Below are 24,566 nucleotides of genomic sequence, written 5' to 3'. Positions count from 1 at the left end.
CTATGTCCCAATAACCCCTATGTAACGACCAATTAAAATAAAAGTACCACACCAAGAAAAAGCACCTAAGGAAGCAAATAATAGATAAATTTTTACATTCATTTTACCAATACCAGAAACATAGCATGTGATATGGCGAACACCTGGAATGAAATAACCAAAAACCAGGGCAAAGGCTCCATATTTCTTCATCCATAATTCAACCTTATTTAACCTGCTTTCTTTCAATCCAAACCACTTTCCATACTTCTTTATGACATTTCTACCAAATTTCCTACCAATAGTATAACTAATAAGCATCCCAATCACTGCTCCTAGAAAGCTAGCGATCATAGCCATTTGGTAACTTAAGGCTTCTGTATGCGTATAATAACCGATAATGGTCATGATTACTTCATCAGGAACAGGTAGTCCTACAATTCCTAAAGCTAGAAGAATAAAAATCGCCATGTATCCATAGTTTATTATGTAATATTCTACTAATTCCATCTAGGTGTCTCCTCTATTAACGAGTTAGCACTCTTAGTCCTTTCTACTACTAAGTATTTCCTACTTTTTTCTAATTATGAATGATTACTCCAATTTATCTTCTTGTCTGTAAAATAATGACACGACATTTATATTCTGGGAATATAATATAAAATTCTATGAAAGATGGTGTTAGCATGGTTAATGACCATTTCCATTTGATTGAAAAATGGCTACAAAATCAATCACTCGATCCACTAACCTCACTCTTAGACATAACAGAATTTCGCATTGATTTGTATGAATCAGAACAAGAATACTTCATTGAAGTTTTATTACCTAGCTCCACCGAAAATATTTTCCTACTAGTAGAGGATAAGACCTTACACATACAAATTAATACTAATTTAAATAATATTCTTGAGGAAAAAAATAGAAGCATCTTATTCCCCATCGATATTTGCAATAAAGTATTAAAAACAGATTATCCTCGTTCTATTCTTGAAATTTCCATAAGCAAAAATAAATATCTTCCTACTCACCAAAATTCCTGGCAAATAAAATGTTAAGAAAACTTGTTCTCATATTCTTTTTTAAGTTGATATAAAATTATTCCTCTAGCATGCTTTAATGCGAGATTAGCATGCTTTTGTGCTTGATTTCTATCTCCTATTTTCAATTTCCATTCACATAGGAGTGCTTCTTTCATCCAGCTAACTTTTATCGTTTTCAATACTTCTTCAGCTTGATTTAATTCATTTTGCTTTAATAATATAATTGTCTTATAATAAGCTCTCCAAGCTGGTCTTTTTAATTTCTTTATTTCATCCTCTAAGCCTAGTGCTTGATCAAAATACAAAGAGAATAGAATAGTAATTTGGGGATAAAAGCGAAGATACTTTTTATTTTTTATCATTTTTCGATAAGTTAAGATCACTTGTCGATCATTTCGATTACTCATGGCCAAGATAAAACCATAATACGGATGCTTCCTGTTATTCTTTAATCGTTTCTCCACCTTCCTGCTATCTTTTTCCCTATTATTCTGCATAAATAGAAAACCATACAAAAGGGAGAATATTAATATGTAACTAATGGATAAAGTGATTATTATAGGAAAAGAAAAGTAAGTCTCTAAAGTTCCTATAATAACTAAACCAGCAATAACTCCTATTAATATATTGATCATTATGTTCATCTTCTCATCCCTCTTCATTAAACCAACAATTAGATAGCCTTTTAATTCCTACTTCTATTTCTTCTTCATTTAAGCCCCCAAAGCCTAAAATGATAGGAAAGCATTTGGCTTCTTGTTTATAATATTTCTCAGTTGAATAAATTCTAACTCCTACTTTCTCTGCTTTTTGTATCAGCTTGTCTATAGGGACTTTCTCTACGGAAATTAATACATGAACTCCTGCACTTTCTCCGATGATAGTAACCTTATTCCCCATATATCTCCTAATACATTCCATTAAAAGATGATATTTTCGTTCATACACCTTTCTCATACGCTTTATATGCTTCTCAAATTCTCCACTTTTCATAAAGGCTGCTACTGCCTTTTGAAGAAGAGGAGAACTAGATTGCGTTTCTTCAAATTGTCTTGTGTTCCATTTTTCCATGAGTATTGTTGGCAATATCATATAGCTAATTCTTACGGATGGCAAAAAACATTTAGAAAAAGTTCCTAAATATATCACTCTATCTTGCCTATCAATACTCTTCATACTTGGTATTGGAGAGCCTAAAAAACGAAACTCACTATCATAATCATCTTCCAATATATATCCATCTGCTTGCTCTGCCCACTTTAATAGTTCAATTCTTTGATTAATTGGCATAATATTTCCTAGAGGAAATTGATGGGAGGGAGTGACATATACTAAATTACTATTACTACTTAATAGAGAAGAAAGCTGATAACCCTCTTCTTGTAAAACAGGAACAGGATGAACTGTATGACCTTCTTTCCTAAACACCTCTCTTACTCCATCATAACCTGGCTCTTCCATGGCAATTTGCAGAGATGTTCTATTCAGTAAACCTAGTACATGCATGATTAACTGTTCAGTCCCAGCAGAAATTAGAATATTTTCTGGTGATACAGATATCCCTCTAGATCTAGAAAGATAGCCTGCTAGTTCGTTTCTTAATATACTTTCCCCTTTATAATCACCATATAACATCCAGTTCCCTTCTGTCTCTATTGCTTCCTTCAATGCTTTTTTCCATGCATTAGATGGAAAATGTGGCTGATCTATCTTTCCATAATGAAAGTCAATAAAATGCTCTTCTTCTTTAGGAACTATTACATTGTTAGTTTCCATTTTATTAGAATGGTAGTCAAAACTAGATAGTGAAACTACTCTATATCCACTTTTTTCTTTACTTTCTACATACCCTTCCATCCACAGCTGCTGATATGCATCAATCACTGTATTTTTACTGATATGTAAGTAATTTGCTAGGTAGCGAATGGATGGAAGTTTTGTTCCTGCAGGCATTTTTCCTTTGATGATTTCATCTTGAAAGTATTCATATAACTGTAGATACACCGGGGTTTTACTCTCTTTCCTAATATGAATTGCAATATTCATCTACACCAACCTCTCTTATTTGTACCTATAAAACAATCATAAACTGTACCTAAAAAAGTGGCTAGAAATATTTTAGAATAAAGGAACAATTTACTAAATTAAAGGTGGTAGAGAAAACATGAATGAAATGCGTCAATCCAAATTAGAAGTGAACAATCAAGAAAAAATAAATACCTTTCTAACAAAAAGTCAAATTGGTCATTTAGGATTATCTGATGGATTAGAACCTTATGTTATCCCGTTAAACTTCGTATGGTTTCAGAACTGTATTTATTTCCACGGAGCAAGTGAAGGAAGAAAGACCAGAATTCTAGCAGAGAATCATTTAGCATGCTTTACGATTAGTGAGAGCTTAGGGGTAATGAGTAACCCAATACCAGCAAAAGTGGATACTGCATATATGAGTGCGATGATTTTTGGTAATGTAACCAAATTAGAGGACATCAACATTAGTCGTGATGTGATGCAAGCATTGTTAGACAAGTACGTACCTGGGTATTACAATAAACCCCTTAGTAAATCTCATTTAGAAAAATATGTTTCATCACTAGGTAGCAAAACAACCATCTTTCAATTAACTCCAACAAAAATTACTGCAAAGGAAAATGTGTTAGATGAGAAAGCAAGGTTTAGCCCAGGTAGAACGATCTTAATGGATTTGTAAGAAGTTAAGGCACTGATGTTGTAGTATGCCATGAACCTGACTAATAGGAGGATTGGGTTACAAAGACATAGGATGTTGAAGGTGTGGTCAGCGAGTATTAAGAGATGGAGCATTCATGTTTCATCTCTATTTTTTAAAACATCTAAAATATGTTCTGATACTTCAGTAAAGACTCTATTACTGAAGTATTATCACTAATTATTTCGATTCTTTCTATTATTCATGCATAATACTGGAAAAACTTCACATAATAAGGCTTAGAATAATGATGGAGGTTTTCCTTATGCTGAAAAAATACAAAATCACCTGCTCCCTTTTATTCCTTCTCTTCTTTGGGTTTCACTCTACTATTGCAGAAGCCGCTCCAAAAGAACATGAAATAGATAGCTTAGTTTCAAAACTTGGATGGACAAAAGAGGACTTACAAACATATTTATCCTACAAGGGTTTACAAATAGAAGATTTCGATACTATTGATATACTAGAAAGCCAATTAGGAACTCCTATTACGCCAACTAATTTGGATTCTTTACTAGTAGATTTAGATTTATCTCGAGAAGAGCTTGATATACTTTTAGCAGGGTTTCATGAGGACGTTACGGATTATTGGTTTATAGAGGATTTAGAAGTGGCTATTGAGTTTTATCAAAATCATGAAGAAAAAATGATAGACTTAGATAACTTTCTACAGAAAATTGGTATTAATGATCAAGAAAAGCAGCTATTTCTTACTCATTTAACCAAACTAGATTCTGCCGCCCTCTCTCAACATATACAAACATGGGAACAAGAACTAATCCCTTTGAGAAAACTAGATCAAAACGAAACCTTAACTAGCACACAAAGAGAAAACCTTATTGAATTTTGGGTAAATTATTTTAAAAGCACTTCCCTAAAGCCCGTTATTACTACAATCGATGATAATGGAAATAGAATTAAACGATCCATGGCTGAATTGGTTAATGAACCACTAACAGATACAATTGCTATTGAATTATATGATGATAATGAATTATTTATTGCTGATGCTATTTTAACAGCGGATATGATTAATATTCCATTCTCAGCTGAATCTGTGCAAAAAATGGTGGAGCTAGCTAGTATCAGTGAAGAATTATCGACTTTATACGCAGCGCAAATGCCAGATACTGCTTCCTCTCTCCCTCTTTTTCTATGTATGGGATATATACTTATTTTAGGTGGACTATTTATTCTGTTACAAAAAAACTATCATGAAAAGAAATAAATTTCTTTATGTAGGCATTTCCACGATCATTTTAGGGTTTCTTCTTATACTCTTTACAGGATATCAAATGGAACAAGTGAATAAAAAGATAAAAACGCCGCCTACTCAACCTATTGATAGAATTATTTCAGTTAAACCAAATAAGAAATATGTAGAAGGAGAAAAAATAGGTACCATTATCTTTTCTTCGTTAAAAGAGTATATACCGATATACGAAGGTACTACTAGTTCCGTACTTGCTAAAGGAGCTGGCCATTATAGTGAAAGTGCCCTTCCTGGTGAACGAGAAAACCATGTCATCATCTCCGGCCATCGAGATACCTATTTTAAAAGCTTAAAACTACTAAATGAAAAAGACTTAATCTCAGTGGAAACATCGAAAGGAACATTCACTTATAGAATTAAGAAATTTTCTATTGTATCTGCCGATAATGACACTATTTTAACACCTCGATCGAAACCAATACTTACACTTACTACTTGTTATCCGTTTTCCTTTATAGGAAATGCTCCAAAAAGATTCATAGTTACAGCAGAATTAACAAACGATACAACAGGAATAACAAAAAATGTTAGCCCCTAATAAAGGAATGGTTAGCCAAGCAAGGAGATAAAGGCTAACCATTCCTTATGTTTTATAAATATCTTTCTTCTATTCTCTCCTCTAAATCATCGCCAGCTTTTTAATTGCTTTATTTTATCAACTATCCATAAGTATATAGATGAAACAAGCTTAATTCTTTTCCCCTGTTTTTTCATTTCATACACACTTGCCATTACAATCAATAGTGACCCTGCTATTAATAAATATACCCACCAAGGGAAATTACCCCATAATGGCATTGTTTGTAGGATTACATTTAAAAGCAGGACACCTATTCCTGTAAAGAAGTAAGATTTTAATCTAAAATAAAATCCACCTATTATGGAAATCACCGCTAAACTCCCTAAAAGAATAGCATCATCTATAGTATGAGAATTCCATCCATCAATTGCTAAAACAATGGCTATACATACCACGATACTCCATTCCGCTATTTTAAACATTCTTTCATGATTTGCTATCCATTTCTTTAACAGCAATAATAACGGAATCCAAGGTAAAACGTACATTTCGGTATTAATTAGTGTTGGAATGGAAAGAATGTTTAGCCAATCATAATATGGTTGTAATAATAGTAGTAAACTAAGTAATGTTGGTAACCAACGATAGTGATGCTCCACCCTATTTCTTTGTACAAATAGCACAATTGCAAGTAACACCCCAGGAAAGATGCTATCCCATGCAAATGGTGTAGAAATGGTATATAAAGAAGCAATTGATAGAAAGCTCCCTAGTATATACACATCCACCCATTTATCCTTTTTCCAAGAAAAAAAGCTAGGATAAGAAATACTGCTAATAAACCAGAATAATAATCCCCAAGCTCCATGTAATAAGTAAGAATCAAATGGTAAGAAATCTCCATGATGTATCCATAATTGATTATTAAAAAGAATGAAGCAAACAGCAATAATAGCTGCTAGATGAATCCTAGAGATATTAATTACAAAAAGGAACAAAAAGATATAGCATGTAATAATTAAATACGTATAAACACTATATGGCCATGCAAATAGCCAGTAACTTATACCAAGAAAGCTAAAAGGAATATAAAAATATACAATATGCTTCCTTTTAGTTCCTACATATAAAAGAAACAAAAGAATAGATGTAGAAATAAATGCTAGTGCAAACGAGTTTCCACCTGCTAAATGAAAAGGAATTACTCTAGCGAGAAAGAAAAAGGTCCATAGAAAACTTCCATATTGAAAAAACAGCTTCCACTTTACATGTGGTACTATCACGGATGTAATAATATACGCTAACAAGGAAAATAAAAACACCGTATATGGCACTGTTCCATCTATAAACCAGCTAACCAAAATGCTAATAATCAAATAACAATGAGAAAGGGTTAAAAAAGGATACTTGAAAACTGTTTTCGAGAGATAGATTGACAAACAAAATATACCTATCCAACCGTATCTTAATAAAATGGTAAATATATAATCTCCCTGATCCCATATAGTAAGTATTAATGATAGATAACTGAGTGTACTACCTACCCCAACAAGCCACACAATCCATAATTGCTTTTGCTTTTTATAAAAGGTAAGTAACATAAAGATTCCTACAAGGAAAATGGTGGTTGAGATCCAATTATTATATTCTACAAAAGAGGTAAACGTACCTACCATTGCTAATATATAGATGACGTGACCGATTAGATATGCTAATTTCGTCATTTGTAAACTAATTTTCCTATAGATAGAAACTGAAACAGTAGTAAATATCCCAGCTAGCGCTAGAGATAAAAAAATACCCTCTTCATGGATAAATGGAACACTTTCTACTAAGCTTACAAAGAAACAAGCTATACTAGCAGGTATAGTGAAATGTAGAAAATTTCGAACGTCCTCTTTAACCGTAAATCGATATCCATATAGTAAACTCATGGTTATACCTATAATCAGAAGAGGTATATACCATTTACCAAGAAATATGGTTCCTGCAAGAATTGTTATCATAGATATCCATGCAAATAAGTAGAAAGCTGATGGAAGTTTGATACTTTGAACATACTGATTCGTATAAAGTACTCCTATAACCATTAGTAAAAGGAAATGAATAGCATATAGTACCATAAATAAGCTATGAATATCGCTAACTAAATTAAATAATAAACTGATATGCCATAAGGATAAACTAAGAAATATAGCAGGCAAAATAGAAATAAATCTAGAGGATAGTTTCTTTGTTAAAATCAGAAATTGTAAGGATAATAGTATATAAGCTATCACTAAATAGAAACTTCCATATAAAAGACGATCTACATAAAAAACGATGGAATAGAGAAAAGTGCCAATCGCTAAGACAAGACTAGTGGTATCCCATATTTTCCCCCAAACAACTCTCCCTTTCAGGAAATAGGTGAACCATATAACTACTATGCTTAATGCCGCAAATGCAATAGGCAGCATATCTCTTACTAATTCATTCGAAAAAAGACGATAAATCCCTAATGTAATTGTTAATGTGATGATAAAATGCGTGTTCTTTTGTTTGGTTAACGCAACGCTCATAAAAAACAAGGCACTTAGGAGTATGTATTGAAACCCATTCAACAGTATTTGATCATAGATAAAAAGCATAAAGATTGTTATAAATAGTAATTGTGTTTGAATAATCGTTGGAAGTTCTTTCGTAAAGTATAGAACCCATTTATGATTTCCTCCCTTTAACAGCAATAAAAGAAGAAGAAAATGATAAATAATCATAGATAAGAAGAAAACATCCATATTTACATGCAGGAAAGAAAGCATAAAGCCAATTGTACCGGTGAGTGTTAGAATTGTAAGCACTTTAAACAACTTAGAGTGTAAATAAAGGGAGAGGTAAAGATATATTGGTATAAGTAATATTCCTGCAATTACGCCAAGTAAGTATCTCCCTTCTCCTATAAATGAGAGATAGAAACCAGCGAGATGAAAATAGCTAATAGATATAAAAACAATAGGTAGAAAAAGACCACCTAGCACAAAAAATGCAAATGCTGTTTTTTGTATTTTAATCATCTCTTTTGTTAGAAAGCCAAAACCAAAGAACAGGAAAGATACTAAGATAATAACTCCTGCTTTCATCCAGCCTTGCATAGATTCCCAATTACTCGTTGCAACAAAAAGACCACCTAACAAAAGAAGAAATACCCCAAGATACAGCATTACTCCTAAATTTCTTTCTCTTAACTGTTCAGGAGTATGCTTTTTCTTCTCTTTTATTGGTTTAACAGATTTTTGAATCTTCCTTGCTTTTTCCTCCTCCCTTTTTTTCTTTTCCGTATCCATTCTCAACTGTTCTTCTCGTACATATTGTTGAAAACCAGTTCTAACATCTTGATAATTTTCTTCTGATATGTATTTTTGTTCTAAAAGTTTCTCTAATAGTTTTTCAAAAGAACCATCAAAGGATTTTTGCATGATTATTCTCCTTTTCTTTTATCTCCTTAACCAAATACTACCTTTATAAACTAATAGTGTAATTTTACATCATTATTAATGGTAATACAATCCATTTTTTCATATGAGATTTACTTATTATATAAAAGAAAGTTAAAATGCTTCATAAAAGAAAAGTGAAAAATACAATACAATTAAATGATTTTCAAAAAAATATAGAACCTCCATGCATTTTATATACTTACTACAGAGGAGGTTCTATTTTTTATATTTACTTAACTGTTTTTATTAGGTGTCGTATAATTAACCAGCACTATTATATTTATTTCATGTAAGGTGTACTTGCGTATACTTATCCTTACTAATGAGAGAAAGAAACGGATTAGAATCTCCTTCCTCTCCATACATATAAAGCTCGTGCATAGCTCTTGTACATGCAGTGTAAAACAATTCCTTTTCAAAAGATGTTCTATAAATGGAAATATTGTATAATACCACTGCATCAAATTCGATCCCTTTTGCTAAATAAGCAGGTATTATTGATATCCCTTTTTCATACGTATTCGTTCCCTTATCAATAATACGGACATCAAGCTGATCCTTTAAAATATGATAAACACGTAAACTTTCTTGATAATTTTTACAAATGATTGCTATTGTATGAAAATTTTTATTTTTCCACTTTGCTATTCTATTTATCAAGTCTTCATGTTTTAAAGAATCGTTTTTTGCATGTACAAGTGTTGGCAAAGAACCGTGGCGATTAAAAGGCTCAATTTGATGTCCATTTATCGCGATATCTTTAGTAAATTCCACGATTTCACTAGTAGAACGGTAGCTTTTCATTAAGACGATTCTTTCTACATCTTGCTTTGATTCTGATGGATTTAACGTCTTATTCTTATGGGCAAATATGGCTTGATTAATATCACCAAGCAATGTCATTTTACTATATGGAAATAATTCATTAATATAACTCATTTGAAAATCTGAATAATCCTGTGCTTCATCAATAAAAACATAGCGAATCCCTGTTGTAGATTTTCTACCCTCTATCTTCTCTTTAAGATAGGCAAATGGAGCAGCATCTTCATAGGAAAGAAATTGCCTCGAAAGATTATGAATCACTTGCTTACTAATTTCATCCCATTCTTTAGTACTTAAGTTTTCTGGGCATTCTGTTTTAAATACATTTTTATAAAGGGACGTGTAGTCCACAAATTTTACTTTTCTAATAGCTTGATAAAGAGGTTTAAAGTACTTATTAATAACTATTTTACGAAGATATTTTTCTTCTTGATCATAATATTGAAATTCCTGCTCTCTCTCCCCTTTATTCTCTTGAGCATGATAAGCACTTAAAAAATCTTCTTTATCCATTAATTCAATTTCTTGATCAACCCATCGTTGATTTCTTTCTACTTTGGCATGCTTTTTCATCTCTTTATGTGCCCATTCCATTAAAGCTTGTATGCGATTGGAAATGGAAATATGGTCATCTAGTTCATAAAACTTTCTATTCCATTCCTCCTTAGAAATAAACACTTTATTTCTAAATTCTATATCTTTAAATATCATTCCTTGTTGAAGTAGCTTACTTACATAGCGATCCATTTTATTTTTAAATGCAATACTACTTTTATACTGTAAAGCATGAACTCGAACTACTTTCGCCTCTTCATCCGTTTCTGATAGCAAATACTCTAGCTGACTAAAAGGATCTTCTACTTCATACCCTTTCCCAATTCTAGAGTTTAAGAACTCATAGAATGTGGATTGTTTCATATTTTCTTCTCCCAACTCTGGTAAAACGGTAGAAACGTAACTGTTAAATAACGGATTTGGAGAAAAAAGCATAATATTCTCCGCATTCAGTGTTTCACGATGTTTATATAAAAGAAAAGCAACCCTTTGTAAAGCAGCAGATGTTTTGCCACTGCCAGCTACTCCTTGAACAAGTAGTATCTTGCTATTTTCATTTCGAATGATTTGATTTTGCTCTTTTTGAATAGTCGCAACAATGCTTTTCATCATAGAATTGGCATTATTTCCAAGTACCTCTAACAGTAATTCATCTCCAATAGTAACTCCGGTATCAAATAAACTAATAAGACTACCATCTCGAATGATGAATTGTCTTTTTAATTGTAATTCGCCATCAATAATCCCACTTGGTGTTTTATAAGAGGCTTCACCTGGCGAATAATCATAATATACACTTGAAACAGGTGCTCTCCAGTCATAAATATAAAAGTTTTCATCTTTCTTATCCATAAAGGATGTTATTCCAATGTAAATTTGATCTGTGTCTTCTCCATCTTCTTTAAAATCGATTCTTCCAAAGTAAGGAGAATTCTGCAATTTACTTAAGGTAGCTAATTGCCTATGTATTTGCCCATAACTTCTTTCCCTCTCACCAAGAAGCTCCGCTTGCTGCTTTATACTTAGATATGTTTCTGCTACATCATCTGGTTCATCCATATTTACTGTAACATCTTCCCAGAAAGTGGTTCTTAACTGCCCTACGTCCCCACTAATAAAATCCTTATCTTTTGTCATAGATTTTATCTTCTCATCAACTTCAGACAATACAAAGTCAATTCTCTGTTGTTCTTTTTCGTATTCTACCTTTTCATCTTTATTCATGATAAGTCCCCCTAAACAATTAACTTGACAAACCACAGGAATATATAATATAATTTATAATATATAAATCTACCTATAAAATCGACAAGCATAAAACATATTATAGATTAACTGATTTTATCACATTATTGGATTTGTTACTACCTTTTTATACATATATGATATCCCATATCCTTCTGGATATGGGATTTTTATTTACGCTTTCGCAAATTTCCTTTTGACCGATAAACCGTTTCTTCTCTTTAAGTATATGTAAAAAAAGAAGAAAAATACACCACTGAAAGCTCTTAAAAATCCTGAAATATTCATGGCTGTATAAATATTGGTCGTCTCTAACAAGTACACGCCAAATTGCGGTGCACAAAATGCAATTAATGCTAAGAGAATATTATAATTTGATATACATTGACTTCTATTATCATCCCTCGTTACATCTAATAACTGATTAAATAGTAGTAAAACAGTACCAGAAACAAAAAGGCCAGCAAATATATTTGTAATAACAATAAAGATTAAGTTGGTGGAAAGAATCGTTACCGTTGGAGCCATCGCCATACCAATGGAGACTAATATAAGCATCTTAGCATGACTATGCTTCTCCGCCATTTTCCCCCACCATTTAAAACTAACAATTTGCCCTATAGAGTTCGCAACCGCAAATAAACTGATCCATAAGCCTGTAGCATGGGCATATTTAATTTGATAAATACTGAATAACGACCAACACATTTGCCATGCAAAATTAAAAAACAAGGCACACAATATGAAATATAAAAATGGTTTATATTTAAATACAGAAAATGATATTAATGGTGTGGCTTTTTTTATTTTTATAACTTCTTTCTTAGGTTCCTTATGTTTCTTTAGATAGTATATTTCCACTAATCCACAACCAAATGCAAGTAAATATAAAAGCACATACGGAATAGGATTTGAAGCTTCAAAGAATTGTAAAAATAAACCGATAAAGAATGTGGAAATCATTCCGATTAAAGTCATCATTCTGTTTCTTGAGCTAAAAAAAGTATTTCGTCGATTTTCTGGAATAATATCTCCAATTAATGCTTGCCAGCTCAGATTTGCAAATGAAAAGGGAAAATTCATTAGGCCAACTAATAAGATAAAAACAATACTCTGATACGTTTCTGGTATAAAAATAACCAATGCAATCCCAACTAAAAAAAGACGAGCAATTAAGAAAGAATACACCGTAAAAATCTTTTTCTCTTGTAGTCTATTCATAATCACAGATCCGATAATCATTGCAAACATACCAATGAATTGTGGCAAGGAGCTTATTAATCCTACTTGATAATTAGAAGCTCCTAAAACACTTATGGCAAAGAGTGGAAAATAATTACTTGATATATTTTGTATGACCGTTGTGAAGATTCCATTCCTAATACTCAACTTTTCATTTTCAAGGTTCAGTTGTTCTGGCTCTTGCATTAAAGTATCATCCTTTTTTCAATATATTTCTATTTCTGAAATATTCCATTGATATCATACTCTCATCCAATAAAACCTGCAATAGTTTTTTTTAGCAATTCTATAAAATTTTAAAATTATCATACTTGTAATAAATCAGATAATTTAATTGAATATTTTACCTATATATAACTAGATAAATAGAAAAAAGTACTTAGGGCAATTGCCCTAAGTACTTTTAATTAGTTTCATCTTCTGAAACAGTATCATTACTTGATTTAGTATCCTTAGACTCTCCACCTTTGATGTAGTTATAATCATTTCGATTAATCGGAGTGAAGTCCTTCGGAGTATGGAATCTTAATAAATCTTTCGTAACAATACTATCAGATATGCTTAATTCTGCAGCTGCTGCTTCTGTTTGCTCTTTTCCTTCTGCAGCATCCACTAATTCACCAGATTCTGTATTATAGTAATTATCACCGACTTTAGTAATCGTCGGAGAAACAAAATCACCATTTCGGAATGGGACAGTTTCACGATGTTCTTCAGATAATAAATCAGAACCCACTTGTAAATAATCTCTTGTGTCTACACCCAACAAATGAAGAACAGTTGGCATTACATCCACATCTCCACCAAACTCACTTACAACATTTCCTTCCACTCCAGGAATATGAATAAATAGAGGTACACGTTGTAATTGACTATTCATAAAGGATGTAACTTCATCTACTCCTAAAACCTCAGCCATTGCTTTATTATGATTTTCTGAGATTCCGTAGTGATCACCATACATAACAATCATCGTATTATCATATAGACCAGATTCCTTTAACTCGTCAAAGAATAATTTAATAGATTGATCTAAATAATGAGCTGTTTGAAAATATCCATCTACTGCTGAATCCCCTGTTTCCCCAGCAGGGAAATCTGTATCTCCCTCATCCAAAATAAACGGATGATGGTTAGATAAAGTTAAGAATTTTGTATAGAACGGCTGACTTAACCCTTCTAATAAAGGCATACTTTCTTCAAAGAATGGAATATCTTTTAATCCATAGTTAATCGTGTTTTCATCTGTCATATTATAATACTCAGCATCAAAGAAAGAATCATATCCAATTGTTTTGTACATTTCATTTCGATTCCAGAACGTCTTATAATTTCCGTGAAATGCTGCTGAAGTATAGCCTTGAGATTTTAATATGGCTGGAGTTGCTTGTAAAGTATTCTGAGCTTTATTTACAAATACCGCTCCTTGAGATAAGCCATACAATGAATTATCCATCATAAATTCAGCATCAGAGGTTTTCCCTTGCCCTGTTTGATGGAAGAAATTCTCAAAGTAAAATGTGTTTTGATCTTTTAATAAAGAATTTAGAAATGGAGTTACTTCTTGACCATCAAGCTTGTAATCAATAATAAATGATTGTAGAGATTCTAAAGAAATAAACACTACATTCTTACCCTTTGCAGCTCCAAAGTAACTTTCGTTAGGTTCCGCGTAGTTTGCATTAATATAGTTTTGTACTTCTGTAATATCACTACTATCAGCAAGTGCTCTTTGACTCTCTGATCGAGCATTTTGCACGACATCATAGATAGTAAAGTTATACGCACCAAGATATTTAACTAAATAGTTTCTGTCAAAAGATCGACTTAACAATTGTGGACGATCCGCTTCAGCTAAACCAAGGTTGATAATAAAAATTAGGATTGCTAATGCAAAAACTGATTTTGCCGCTCGTCTATTTTTCTGCACTTTAGGTTTATATGCTTTTGTAACTAGTAATACTATTAGTACAATAACATCAAGGAAATAAATAAGGTCATAAAGCTTAAATAGTGACATTATACTATCACTTAATTGTCCACCGTTCACTTTTACCTGCATCAGAACAGGAACTGTTATGAAGTCAGTGAAGAATCGGTAATAGACAATGTTTGCATAAAGTAAAAAAGACATAATAAAGGTCATGATTGTAATCATGATAGGCTGAATTTTCCCTTTAACAAATAGTGCAAGTCCGATAAAGAGTAAAGCAGAGCTTAAGGGATTTAAAAAAAGTAGAAACTCTTGTAAAGCCCCTTTTACCCCAAGACTAAATTCTACTTTATACGCAATATACGTTTTCATCCAAAATAAAAAAATAGCGATTAAAAAGAAAGAAGAATGTTTGGACATAACTTTACGAAATAATTCCGCTGCACCTTTCAATCACGTTCACCTCAATTCAATTAGTTCAAAAATTTTTCATTTTACCCTTTTTAAATAATAAATAAATTCATACATGACGAATGATCCTTCTAAATATTTATCTCTTATTAGAAGTGATCCTTGAAAAGCACAAAATAGATTATAACATATAGCCGTAAGAAAGGTCATATTTTTTTATTCCTATTTCTGTCAATTCATCATTTGTCGCTTTCCAAATTAAAAATATCTTACATGAATTTTAGGAAATTTACCAGTAAAATATATAACATTTACGAAAAAAGGATATTAAAGAACATATTAATATTTTTTTCGACAAATAACTACATTATCATATTTTTTTATATTAGCTACTGGTATTTTATTGAAACTGTTTATTCACATAAGATCTCAACCTTTATGTAGTATTTAATAGTATAATGAAACTATTATGAAAGGAGATATTTATTATATGGTACATATTAATCAAGAAGAATATTTACAATTATTAGAGGAAATTTTATCTATACCAAGTCCATCTGGTAACACAGAAGCTATTATAAAAAGAATAGAAAGTTATTTACAGCAGTTAAATATAGAAACAAAGCAAAATAATAAGGGTGGTCTTATCGCAACCATTCCAGGTAGGGATTCTAGTAAACAACGGATGGTTACAGCTCATGTAGATACTCTAGGTGCCATGGTCAAGGAAATTAAGCCTAACGGCAGACTTCGTTTAGATTTAATCGGCGGTTTTACATACAATAGTATTGAAGGAGAAAATTGTACGATTGAAACGGCTTCAGGTGAAACTTATACAGGAACCATTCTTTTACATCAAGGTTCTGTGCATGTTTATAAAGACGCCAGAACTGCTGAAAGAAATCAAGCTAATATGGAAGTCCGGATTGATGAGATTGTAAGAAATAAAGAGGATGTTGTGAAGCTTGGTATTTCAGTAGGTGATTTTGTTTCTTTTTACCCTCGCATTGAGATGACTCCTTCTGGGTTTATTAAATCGAGACATTTAGATGACAAAGCAAGTGTTGCTATTCTTTTACTAGTATTAAAACAAGTAAAGGAACAGCAAATAGAACTACCATACACAACTAGCTTCTTAATATCCAATAACGAAGAAATTGGATATGGAGGTAACTCTAATATTCCGATTGAAACAGTGGAATACTTAGCAGTCGATATGGGTGCTATGGGAGATGGGCAATCTACAGATGAATATACGGTTTCTATCTGTGTAAAAGATGGTAGTGGACCATATCATTACGGATTGAGAAAGAGCTTAGTGCAATTAGCAGAAAAAAATTCTATTCCTTACCAATTAGACATTTATCCTTATTATGGTTCAGATGCATCTGCTGCTATTCGATCAGGGCATGATATTAAACACGCATTAATTGGACCAGGGATTGATTCTTCTCATGCATATGAGCGCACACACTTCCGATCCATTGAAGCAACAGGAAACTTAATTTACCAATACTTATTAAGTGATTTGATTAAATAATATAACAATAATAAAGAAGGTGTAAATTTTCAATACACCTTCTTTATTATTGTTATTCAGGTGGTCTCTCTCCCCTTTGAAGTTCTTCGATACTTAAGTCAAAATCTATTTGTAAGTGAGGATAATCCTTAAAATTAGCCCAATCTCCTCCCCATTCAAACCCTAGTTTTTTTGCCGTATTAACGACTTCTATCCAGTCTGCTTTCCCATTTCCATTTCCATCATAATTCATATCCCAAATTACATTACCATTTATATCAAGCAAAGCAAAATCTATAGCAAGTCCATAGTTATGATACGATTCTCCACCTTTTGCATTCGTAACTATGTTTCCTTCTGTAGATCTCCCTTGTTCATAAAGTCTATCTTGTTCTTCTATACTTCTATAGTCTTCTGTAATGATAATTCGTATCCCCACTTCTTCCACTTGTTCAATTAAGCTATTCATTTTATTTTTTACCGTCTCATTCAACTCTTGAGGCAACGGTGTTATTGATTTCTCTTCTGTATTAGATTTCCAATAGTAAAAGAGAATGAAAAAAAAGGAAAGGAGAATAATAAAATTGGTAATGAAGTGCTTCTTTTTTCGTTTTGTTTTCATGCTCAAGTGATAATCTCCCAACATGTTTTTTGCGATGTATATAAACTAAAAATGAGTGTACACTAATGCATAATACTTTTTCATTGTTAGTTCTCCTTCTATAGTACAGCATCTCTTACAATCCTTCCATTTATATGCGAAAAAAATAGAGCCAACCATGAATGGTTAACTCTATTTTAATGATAGCACTTATAGATTAGAAACTGCTTTAGCTCCAAGATAACGCGGCTTCCAGTAGCTGTTATTCATATCTGTAATAGCAACACCTGTAGAGGAACCTGCATGAATGAATTTATTGTCTCCAAGATAAATTCCCGCATGAGAAGGTCCTGTAGTAGTTTCATAATAAACGATATCTCCCACACTTGGTGATGATACCGGAGTTGTAGCATTCCAAATAGAAGCGACTGTTCTTGGAATTGATACACCTACTTTATTATAAACATAGTTAAGGAATCCACTACAATCAAATCCGTTAGGTGTACTACCTCCCCATACATATGGTACGCCAATATATTTCTTAGCTTCTGTTATTAATGCTTGTACTTTGTCAGATTCATTTACATTTGTAGTTGTCTCTGTTGTTGCTGTTAATTTTAATACTTGTCCTACGTAAATAGTATTCGATGTTAAACCGTTCATTTGTTTTAATTGATCAACAGTCAAATTACTCTTCACGCTGATTCCCCATAAAGAATCTCCACTTACTACTGTATACGTATTTGCATTATTTATTGAAGTGCTTGTAGGAGGTGAACTTATTGATGCAGTTGAATTAACTGGAATTTGTAAGTCTTGTCCAACTTTAATAAGATCAGATGTTAGTTGATTCATTTCCTTCAATTGAATTACAGTTGTATTATTATCTTTTGCGATTCTAGATAAACTATCACCTGACCTGACTGTATAATGACTATGCTGTGGAATTAACGTTAATTCTTGTCCAACTTTAATGATATCGCTGTTCAGGTTATTAAAGCTTCTAATATTACTCAAAGATACTTTTGTTTCTTGTGATATTTTCCATAGTGTATCACCATTTTTAACTGTGTACTTTTGTTCATGAGCACTTACACTAATAGAAAAAGAGCTTAATAGAATTCCTGATACAGCCACTACCGTTAATAGTTGTTTTTTCATCGAAGTAATCTCCCTTTGTAAGAAAAGTTTTTTCTGGCTAACTATTATTCTAAGTGGCTATCATTTTAATTCCAATCCTTAGAAAATGGATATTCATCCAAAATCTACTAATATGTTAAAATGTTTTCCATATTCTCTTTTTTCTTCTAGTAAATTACGAGTTTATGCTCACCATTTCTTCATGATTTTTCCATTATATACATGTATTTGTAGGAAAATAGGAAAATTACATGATATTTCTTATTTCTCCATGTGTTTTGATGGTTATAGGAAAAAACTAGTAAATATAGATGAAGTTCAAAATACCATACTAAATAAGAGGATGACTTCCGTTACAGGCTCGCGCTGAGCCGCTGTCTGCCTTTCACCTGTAGGGTCTCAGCTGTCTCGGAGATCCCACAGTCTCACCCCTTAAACACTACAATCATCTGCAGAAAAATTAGTTTATCTTTCTATATTACTTTTATACTAGCTGAACATGTAACTCTATTAACTAGTTTATATTAGCCTAGCTTACAAACTTTATTTCCTTTTCAAATTTAGTACAGACGTCTACTGTTTTGCACTAAATTCATTTTGTTAGTGAATAATTGTCTAGCTTAAATACTCAAATCTTGTAGTGCTTCCAGTTTGACTTGCAATAACCTCTAAACGAACTTCCATTCTATCTTTTAATTCTGGGACGTGTGAAATAACTCCTACTAATCTTCCAGAACTTTGTATATCCATTAATGTTTCAATTGCTTGATCTAGTGATTCTGGATCTAAAGTTCCAAATCCTTCATCAATAAACATGGTTTCAAGTGATATTCCACCTGCATGCTGTTGCACCACATCTGCCAAACCTAATGCAAGTGATAGTGATGCTTTAAAGCTTTCGCCACCTGATAATGTCTTAACATGTCTTTCCTGACCTGTATATTGATCAAAAACTAATAGTTCTAATCCACTTTGTACATTACCTTTTGATCGATCACTTTTTCTTAGCAGCATATAACGGCCACTTGTCATTTTACTCAGTCTTGTATTCGCTTCTAGTAAGATATCATCTAAAAATGATGCTAGAACATAACGTTCAAAAGTTATTCGCTGTACATTTTGACCTCTAGAAATGTCATATAAATGGCCAACTAGCTTATATTGCTCTTCTAGTTTCTTCACTTCCAAATTAATTGTTGTTACTTGTTGATAAATTCCCTTGTTTTCTTTTAGCATCAATAATAGGTTCGTCATTTCTTGTTGTAATGTGTTAATTTTTTCCGTAATCGCTGCTAAAGATTCATTTAACTCTTCTATATTCGGTATTTCTACTCCTTGTAAACCTTGTTGTAATTCATTTAAGCGATCAATAATCGAGCGGCATTCTTCTTTATAACCTTGAAGATTTTTTTTGAATTGATCTATTTCATGATCTGGCCTTTTACTATTCGCATAGTCACGATAAGTAGAGAATCCTTGATTACTCATTCTGTCCAAAAAGATGTCTCTTTCCTTTTCTAGTGATTCTTTTAACTGTACTACCTGTCTCTCCATAGACTCTAATCGAATAGATTCACTCTGCATTTTTTCTTTTGTGAACAATAGATGATTTTGCGTTTTTTCCCATATTTGTTCCATTTCTTCTAACGTCTTTTTACTATCATTGCATGTCTTATTATAGTGTTCTATGTTACGGAGTTCCTCTGGAATACTATCCTTCATTTTTTGGAGTGTTGTATTATATTCAGTAAAATGTATGGTTAAACTCTGTATCTTTTTTCGCAATTCGTCTAATTGTTCTAGGCTTGTAACCAAATGTGCCTCTATACTTTCAATCCTATTACTAATAGGTACAAGTTCTTTTATATTTTCTTCTATTTGTGCTTTTTCTTTGTTGCACTGCTTCAATTGATCTTCAATTGTATTGATTATGATGGAACTATTTTCATGTGTAAAACTAGTATCTAGCGCCTTAATTTTTACTAACCTTTCATTAACATCTTGTTCCAAAACAGTAGCTTGTGATTTTACTTCAAACCATTTTCTTTCAATAGATGCCTTTTCTTGCTCCATTTTGGTTAAATCTGCTTTGGCACTTTTTCTATCCTCTTCTGAAACACCATGAACATTTTCTTGGATTGATGCAGGTTCTGGATGATGAGTACTGCCACAGACTGGACATGCTTCATTTTTTTTCAATTGCAATGCTAAAAAATAAGATTGATTGGTTAGCCACTTTTCTTCTACCTTTTCAACTACGTCTTTAGCATCTTGATACCTTTGGCTTACCTTTTCCATCTCTTTTTGTTTGGAAATGGCCTCTTCACTTACTTTTGCCCATTTAGTACCTGCTCTTTCGTATTCCTTTAGCTTATCAAGAAAAATGGTTAAATCACTAATTTTTTCTTTTAGTTGTAAAAACTGTTCTCTTTGATTTTCAAGGTCTTTTTTCTTTTCTTTAAATGTCATTACTTTTACTTCAAATTCTCTTCTTTCTTCCATTAGCACTTTTTCTTTTTTACTATAGCTTTTCAATTCGCTATTCGTATGTGCTAACTGTTCCTCCAATTTGGCATATTTTCGAACATCTTGTTCCATATTTTTTAACCACGTGATTTTATCCGCTATTTGTTTTCTATCTTTTTCTTTATCTTTTTGGATATTATATTGTTCTTCAGCATGTGCTAATTTTTCTTGCCATTGAGATAGAGATGTCGTGATTTGCTTTTTCTCTAGTTCTCCTTGATCTATTTGTCTTTTTAAATGATGACAAATCTCCTCTTGCTGAGCTAGAATTGCTGCTTTTTGAGCTAACTCGATTTTCTCTTCTAAATCCTTGTAATCATTTTCTTGGTTTTTTAATTGATTTAATCTATTCTGAAGTTCATCCTTCATATTCATTTGCTTAAGAACTACTTCTGCTTCATAGAGACGTTTTTTTAAGTTATCTCTTTCTACATTTTGCTGTACCAGATTATTCTCTTTGATACTTATTTCATTCTCCATCTTCTGGATTTCTTTCTCTAGTAATGGCAAAATGACAACATCATTATCACTGGACTGCTCGATAAGTTCTGTTAATTCTTCTGTAAATAAGCTAGAGATATTGGAAAGCGCATTGTTTCTTACTAATACTTTTTGTTCAACCGTTTTCTTAAGGTTTTGCGCTTGGTCTTTTAATCTCTCTTCTATTCGCTTATACATTTCTGTATGAAATAGCCGTTGTAAAATGTTCTCTTTTTCTTTACTATCAGAAGTTAGCAATTTCCTAAACTCACCTTGTGGTATCATCAGGATTTGCCTGAATTGATTGCTATCTATTTGGATGATTTCTTTTATCTTTTCCTCCACATCTCGAATGGAGGAGGCGATGATTTCTTGTTCGCCCTCTTCATTAAATGAATAAAGCTCTGCTTTTGCACCAATTGTAGTCGTACCGTCTCCTCTTTCTTTTTTCTTCTCTTGTTGTGGAGATCGTGTAATTAAGTATCGCTTTTCCTTTAGCTTAAACTCAAAGCTTACTTCTGTTAAAAGGGAAGGAGGAGCAAATTGACTTCGAAGCTCTGGTCCGTTTCTATCTTCCCCACTTGCTTTTCCATAAATAGCATAGCTAATCGCATCGAATATGGTTGTTTTACCTGATCCAGTTTTACCAGAAATAACAAACATCGTTCGATTACCTAAAACAGTAAAATCAATCGTTTCTTTTTGGGCATATGGACCAAATGCTTGCATCGTTATTTTCAAAGGTCTCATTTAGAACTCTCCCCTCTTAAAACTTCATTAATCACAGAACTCATCCAATCCTGTTTTTCTTGAGAAAAGGACGCAGTTGTCATTTCTTCATAAAACGCCGTAAATAAATCAAGTTCATTTCTTTTCTTTTCCTGACGCATTTCCATCGCCACTTTTTTCTTTCGATCAACTAACTCTATTTTTCTCTCTAAATGAAGAACATTAGGATATACTTGTCTTAATTTTTGTATAGGATCCATTAAGGCTCCTTCATCAAGCAAGGTAATTTTTAAATAGTCATCTACTTTTTGCTGTTGGTAAAAGGAAAGATCTAAAAGCTCTTCTAAATATCCTTCCATTTCTCTCATGTCTTTTTGTGGGATTAGAGTATGAAACCGTTCCGTAAAGCTACCATCTTCTTGCATCTCAATGATAGAAACAGATTTTTTTTGCTTTGCCTCAGAGAAGGAATATTTCATTAAAGACCCGGAATACTTGACTGTTTGGTGCTTGATAGCATCTGGACTGTGTAAATGCCCTAATGCTGTATAGGAAAATGATGTAAATACTTCTGCACCAACACATCCAGACCCACCAACTGAAAGGATTCTCTCAGAATCAGTTGTTTTTCCTCCTAGTACAAAACTATGTCCAACAAAAACATTCGGTTCGTTCATATTCAAACTATCTTCTATTTTCCCAACAATTGCTTTCATTGCATCATGATGACTTACTATCGATTCATCTCCTAGTACCTTTCTAACAATAACTGGTTCACAGTAAGGTACTAAATAAAAATTAACTCCTTTTATTTGAATAGGAGTAAAACTATTTTCTATTTTACCGTTTAAAAAGAAGCGATTCTTTTGATACCAGGAGCTACCGAAAGAAAGTCTTTCTGCACTGTCATGATTTCCCGATATAGCTAAAACAGGAGTATTAAGTTCTACATTAATGGTATAAAGAACTTCATCCAATAGATTAACTGCTTCTGTAGGAGGAATGGATCGATCATATAAGTCACCGGCGATTATAACAGCATCTGGCTGTTCAACCTTGACTAACTCTATAAATTGCTGGAGCATGATTCTTTGGTCTTCTGTCATATACAATCCATGTACCAATTTTCCTAAATGCCAATCTGCTGTATGAATAAATTTCACAATAGACACCTCTTTTAAAATAATTAATCTAATTAGGTTAGAAATTTTTATGATATTTTATTCCGATTTTATTCTAACATTATATCAAACTATGTAATAGGCTAGGTATGGTAGAGGTAGCCAATTAACATTTTTTATAAACAAAAAATCAGACCCTTATCTTTGTTAAGAAAAGGGCCTGATTTTATTATATTATATGGCAATATCTTATTATGCTTTAACTACATTTGAAGCTTGAGGTCCACGAGCACCTTCAACTACTTCGAAAGATACTTCTTGACCTTCTTCAAGAGATTTAAAACCTTCTACTTGAATTGCTGAGTAGTGTACGAATACATCGTTACCATCTTCAGCTTCGATAAATCCAAAACCTTTTTCTGCGTTAAACCATTTCACTTTTCCGTTTTTCATGTAAATAAATCCTCCTAAAAAAGCTTTGCTAGCTTCATTAAATTACCATCTTCCGCATAAGCATTTTTACTATTACTCTCTCAAACAATTTGATAGAAATATACAATAAATACTAAATACGTGATGAACGGCTTGATATAAATTTAACATTATTAGGTAACTCTGTCAATAGAAAACCCTTTCATTTATCTGATAATTATCCTATTTTTTCTATACATAGATAGGTTTCTACTATTTTAATGATTCTGGTAAACTCTGAATGGATGTAATCATAACGTCTAGTTTTGTTTCAATTCTATTAAGTAAGTAGAAACTTATTACGATAGGAAAACCAACCTGACTTATAATGGTTACTAAATCCTCCATCGTTTCCCCTCCTCCATTCTACTTATAAGTAGATAATGCCATTAGAATGAATTACTAATGGCATTATCCTTTTCTTCTACCCTATCTTATAAATCAAAATCAGTTACATTACGTTCAATGAGACGTATTCCTTTTGCTGCAACTAAATCACCATTATTACCAGTAAAGATATTGGCAGAAATAACTGATTGCATAGCAGTTAACACTTTTTCTTGATCAATTGGTTCTACTGGACTTTCTAATGTGATTTTAGAAGATTTACCATTACTCGTTACAAAGGTGTTTATGGCATCATAAAAATGTAGGGTATGGCATTAAATTTGTGCAATAGGGCCGTAGGCCCTGCACAAATTAAAAAACCACTTGTCAACATTCCAAAATACACATACACTTCCTGTTGG

General features: G+C 32.3%; 19 protein-coding genes. 5 read left to right on the top strand and 14 right to left on the bottom strand.

The window, feature by feature from the left end; translation table 11 throughout:
* Positions 1-489, bottom strand: a complete 489-nt coding sequence (locus F9279_RS06180; RefSeq protein WP_152111921.1) for a DedA family protein — start codon at positions 487-489, stop codon at positions 1-3.
* Between the two features lie 197 nt (positions 490-686).
* Between F9279_RS06180 and F9279_RS06175 the strand changes: the two genes are divergently transcribed.
* On the top strand, positions 687-1,037 hold the full coding sequence (locus tag F9279_RS06175) for an Hsp20/alpha crystallin family protein (RefSeq protein WP_193224482.1): 351 nt from the start codon (positions 687-689) through the stop codon (positions 1,035-1,037).
* Here the strand turns inward: F9279_RS06175 and F9279_RS06170 are convergent.
* Together F9279_RS06170 and F9279_RS06165 are read right to left on the bottom strand one after the other, a co-directional pair.
* The gene (locus tag F9279_RS06170; protein ID WP_152111919.1) at positions 1,034-1,666 is read right to left on the bottom strand and encodes a hypothetical protein; all 633 of its coding nucleotides are present in this window, start codon (positions 1,664-1,666) and stop codon (positions 1,034-1,036) included. The genes F9279_RS06175 and F9279_RS06170 overlap by 4 nt on opposite strands.
* A gap of 4 nt (positions 1,667-1,670) precedes the next feature.
* Entirely contained in the window at positions 1,671-3,068 is a 1,398-nt protein-coding gene (locus F9279_RS06165) for a PLP-dependent aminotransferase family protein (RefSeq protein WP_152111918.1), read from the bottom strand.
* 118 nt (positions 3,069-3,186) lie between these two features.
* On the opposite strand from F9279_RS06165, the gene F9279_RS06160 reads away from it, so the two are divergent.
* The 3 genes from F9279_RS06160 to F9279_RS06150 all read left to right on the top strand — a co-directional run bounded on the left by F9279_RS06160 (position 3,187) and on the right by F9279_RS06150 (position 5,561).
* On the top strand, positions 3,187-3,732 hold the full coding sequence (locus tag F9279_RS06160; protein WP_152111917.1) for a pyridoxamine 5'-phosphate oxidase family protein: 546 nt from the start codon (positions 3,187-3,189) through the stop codon (positions 3,730-3,732).
* A gap of 283 nt (positions 3,733-4,015) precedes the next feature.
* Positions 4,016-4,978: a processed acidic surface protein gene (locus F9279_RS06155; RefSeq protein ID WP_193224481.1), complete on the top strand. Its 963-nt coding sequence runs from the start codon at positions 4,016-4,018 to the stop codon at positions 4,976-4,978.
* Complete coding sequence (locus tag F9279_RS06150; protein WP_152111915.1) at positions 4,965-5,561, top strand: class D sortase; 597 nt, start codon at positions 4,965-4,967, stop codon at positions 5,559-5,561. The genes F9279_RS06155 and F9279_RS06150 overlap by 14 nt, the downstream gene beginning before the upstream one ends.
* A gap of 86 nt (positions 5,562-5,647) precedes the next feature.
* Here F9279_RS06150 and F9279_RS06145 read toward each other — a convergent pair whose 3' ends face one another.
* The 4 genes from F9279_RS06145 to F9279_RS06130 all read right to left on the bottom strand — a co-directional run bounded on the left by F9279_RS06145 (position 5,648) and on the right by F9279_RS06130 (position 15,239).
* Positions 5,648-8,998 (bottom strand): hypothetical protein, encoded by a 3,351-nt coding sequence (locus F9279_RS06145; RefSeq protein ID WP_152111914.1) that lies wholly within the window; start codon positions 8,996-8,998, stop codon positions 5,648-5,650.
* 306 nt (positions 8,999-9,304) lie between these two features.
* The gene (gene helD, locus F9279_RS06140) at positions 9,305-11,623 is read right to left on the bottom strand and encodes an RNA polymerase recycling motor HelD (RefSeq protein ID WP_152111913.1); all 2,319 of its coding nucleotides are present in this window, start codon (positions 11,621-11,623) and stop codon (positions 9,305-9,307) included.
* Between the two features lie 195 nt (positions 11,624-11,818).
* Positions 11,819-13,072, bottom strand: coding sequence for an MFS transporter (locus F9279_RS06135; RefSeq protein ID WP_152111912.1), 1,254 nt, complete (start codon positions 13,070-13,072; stop codon positions 11,819-11,821).
* Positions 13,073-13,289: 217 nt separating this feature from the next.
* Positions 13,290-15,239, bottom strand: a complete 1,950-nt coding sequence (locus F9279_RS06130; protein ID WP_152112116.1) for an LTA synthase family protein — start codon at positions 15,237-15,239, stop codon at positions 13,290-13,292.
* 481 nt (positions 15,240-15,720) lie between these two features.
* On the opposite strand from F9279_RS06130, the gene F9279_RS06125 reads away from it, so the two are divergent.
* Positions 15,721-16,770 (top strand): M42 family metallopeptidase, encoded by a 1,050-nt coding sequence (locus F9279_RS06125; protein ID WP_152111911.1) that lies wholly within the window; start codon positions 15,721-15,723, stop codon positions 16,768-16,770.
* A 52-nt stretch (positions 16,771-16,822) separates the two neighbouring features.
* Here the strand turns inward: F9279_RS06125 and F9279_RS06120 are convergent, their stop codons facing one another.
* From F9279_RS06120 to F9279_RS06090, 7 genes are all read right to left on the bottom strand, one after another.
* On the bottom strand, positions 16,823-17,371 hold the full coding sequence (locus F9279_RS06120; protein WP_152112115.1) for a M15 family metallopeptidase: 549 nt from the start codon (positions 17,369-17,371) through the stop codon (positions 16,823-16,825).
* 189 nt (positions 17,372-17,560) lie between these two features.
* Complete coding sequence (locus tag F9279_RS06115) at positions 17,561-18,511, bottom strand: C40 family peptidase (protein WP_152111910.1); 951 nt, start codon at positions 18,509-18,511, stop codon at positions 17,561-17,563.
* Between the two features lie 594 nt (positions 18,512-19,105).
* Complete coding sequence (locus tag F9279_RS06110; protein ID WP_152111909.1) at positions 19,106-22,246, bottom strand: AAA family ATPase; 3,141 nt, start codon at positions 22,244-22,246, stop codon at positions 19,106-19,108.
* Positions 22,243-23,388, bottom strand: coding sequence for an exonuclease SbcCD subunit D (locus F9279_RS06105; RefSeq protein ID WP_152111908.1), 1,146 nt, complete (start codon positions 23,386-23,388; stop codon positions 22,243-22,245). The genes F9279_RS06110 and F9279_RS06105 overlap by 4 nt, the downstream gene beginning before the upstream one ends.
* A gap of 210 nt (positions 23,389-23,598) precedes the next feature.
* The gene (gene cspD / locus F9279_RS06100) at positions 23,599-23,799 is read right to left on the bottom strand and encodes a cold-shock protein CspD (RefSeq protein WP_152111907.1); all 201 of its coding nucleotides are present in this window, start codon (positions 23,797-23,799) and stop codon (positions 23,599-23,601) included.
* A gap of 231 nt (positions 23,800-24,030) precedes the next feature.
* Positions 24,031-24,165, bottom strand: coding sequence for a YvrJ family protein (locus F9279_RS06095; RefSeq protein ID WP_152111906.1), 135 nt, complete (start codon positions 24,163-24,165; stop codon positions 24,031-24,033).
* Between the two features lie 86 nt (positions 24,166-24,251).
* Entirely contained in the window at positions 24,252-24,452 is a 201-nt protein-coding gene (locus F9279_RS06090) for a DUF2922 domain-containing protein (RefSeq protein ID WP_152111905.1), read from the bottom strand.
* Positions 24,453-24,566 lie beyond the last annotated feature (114 nt).

The organism is Bacillus sp. B1-b2 (assembly GCF_009183415.1).
In the GTDB taxonomy this organism is placed as follows: Bacteria; Bacillota; Bacilli; order Bacillales; family Cytobacillaceae; genus Niallia.
Note: the sequence above shows the minus strand (reverse complement) of the source record. Positions and strands in the feature narration are given on the sequence as shown.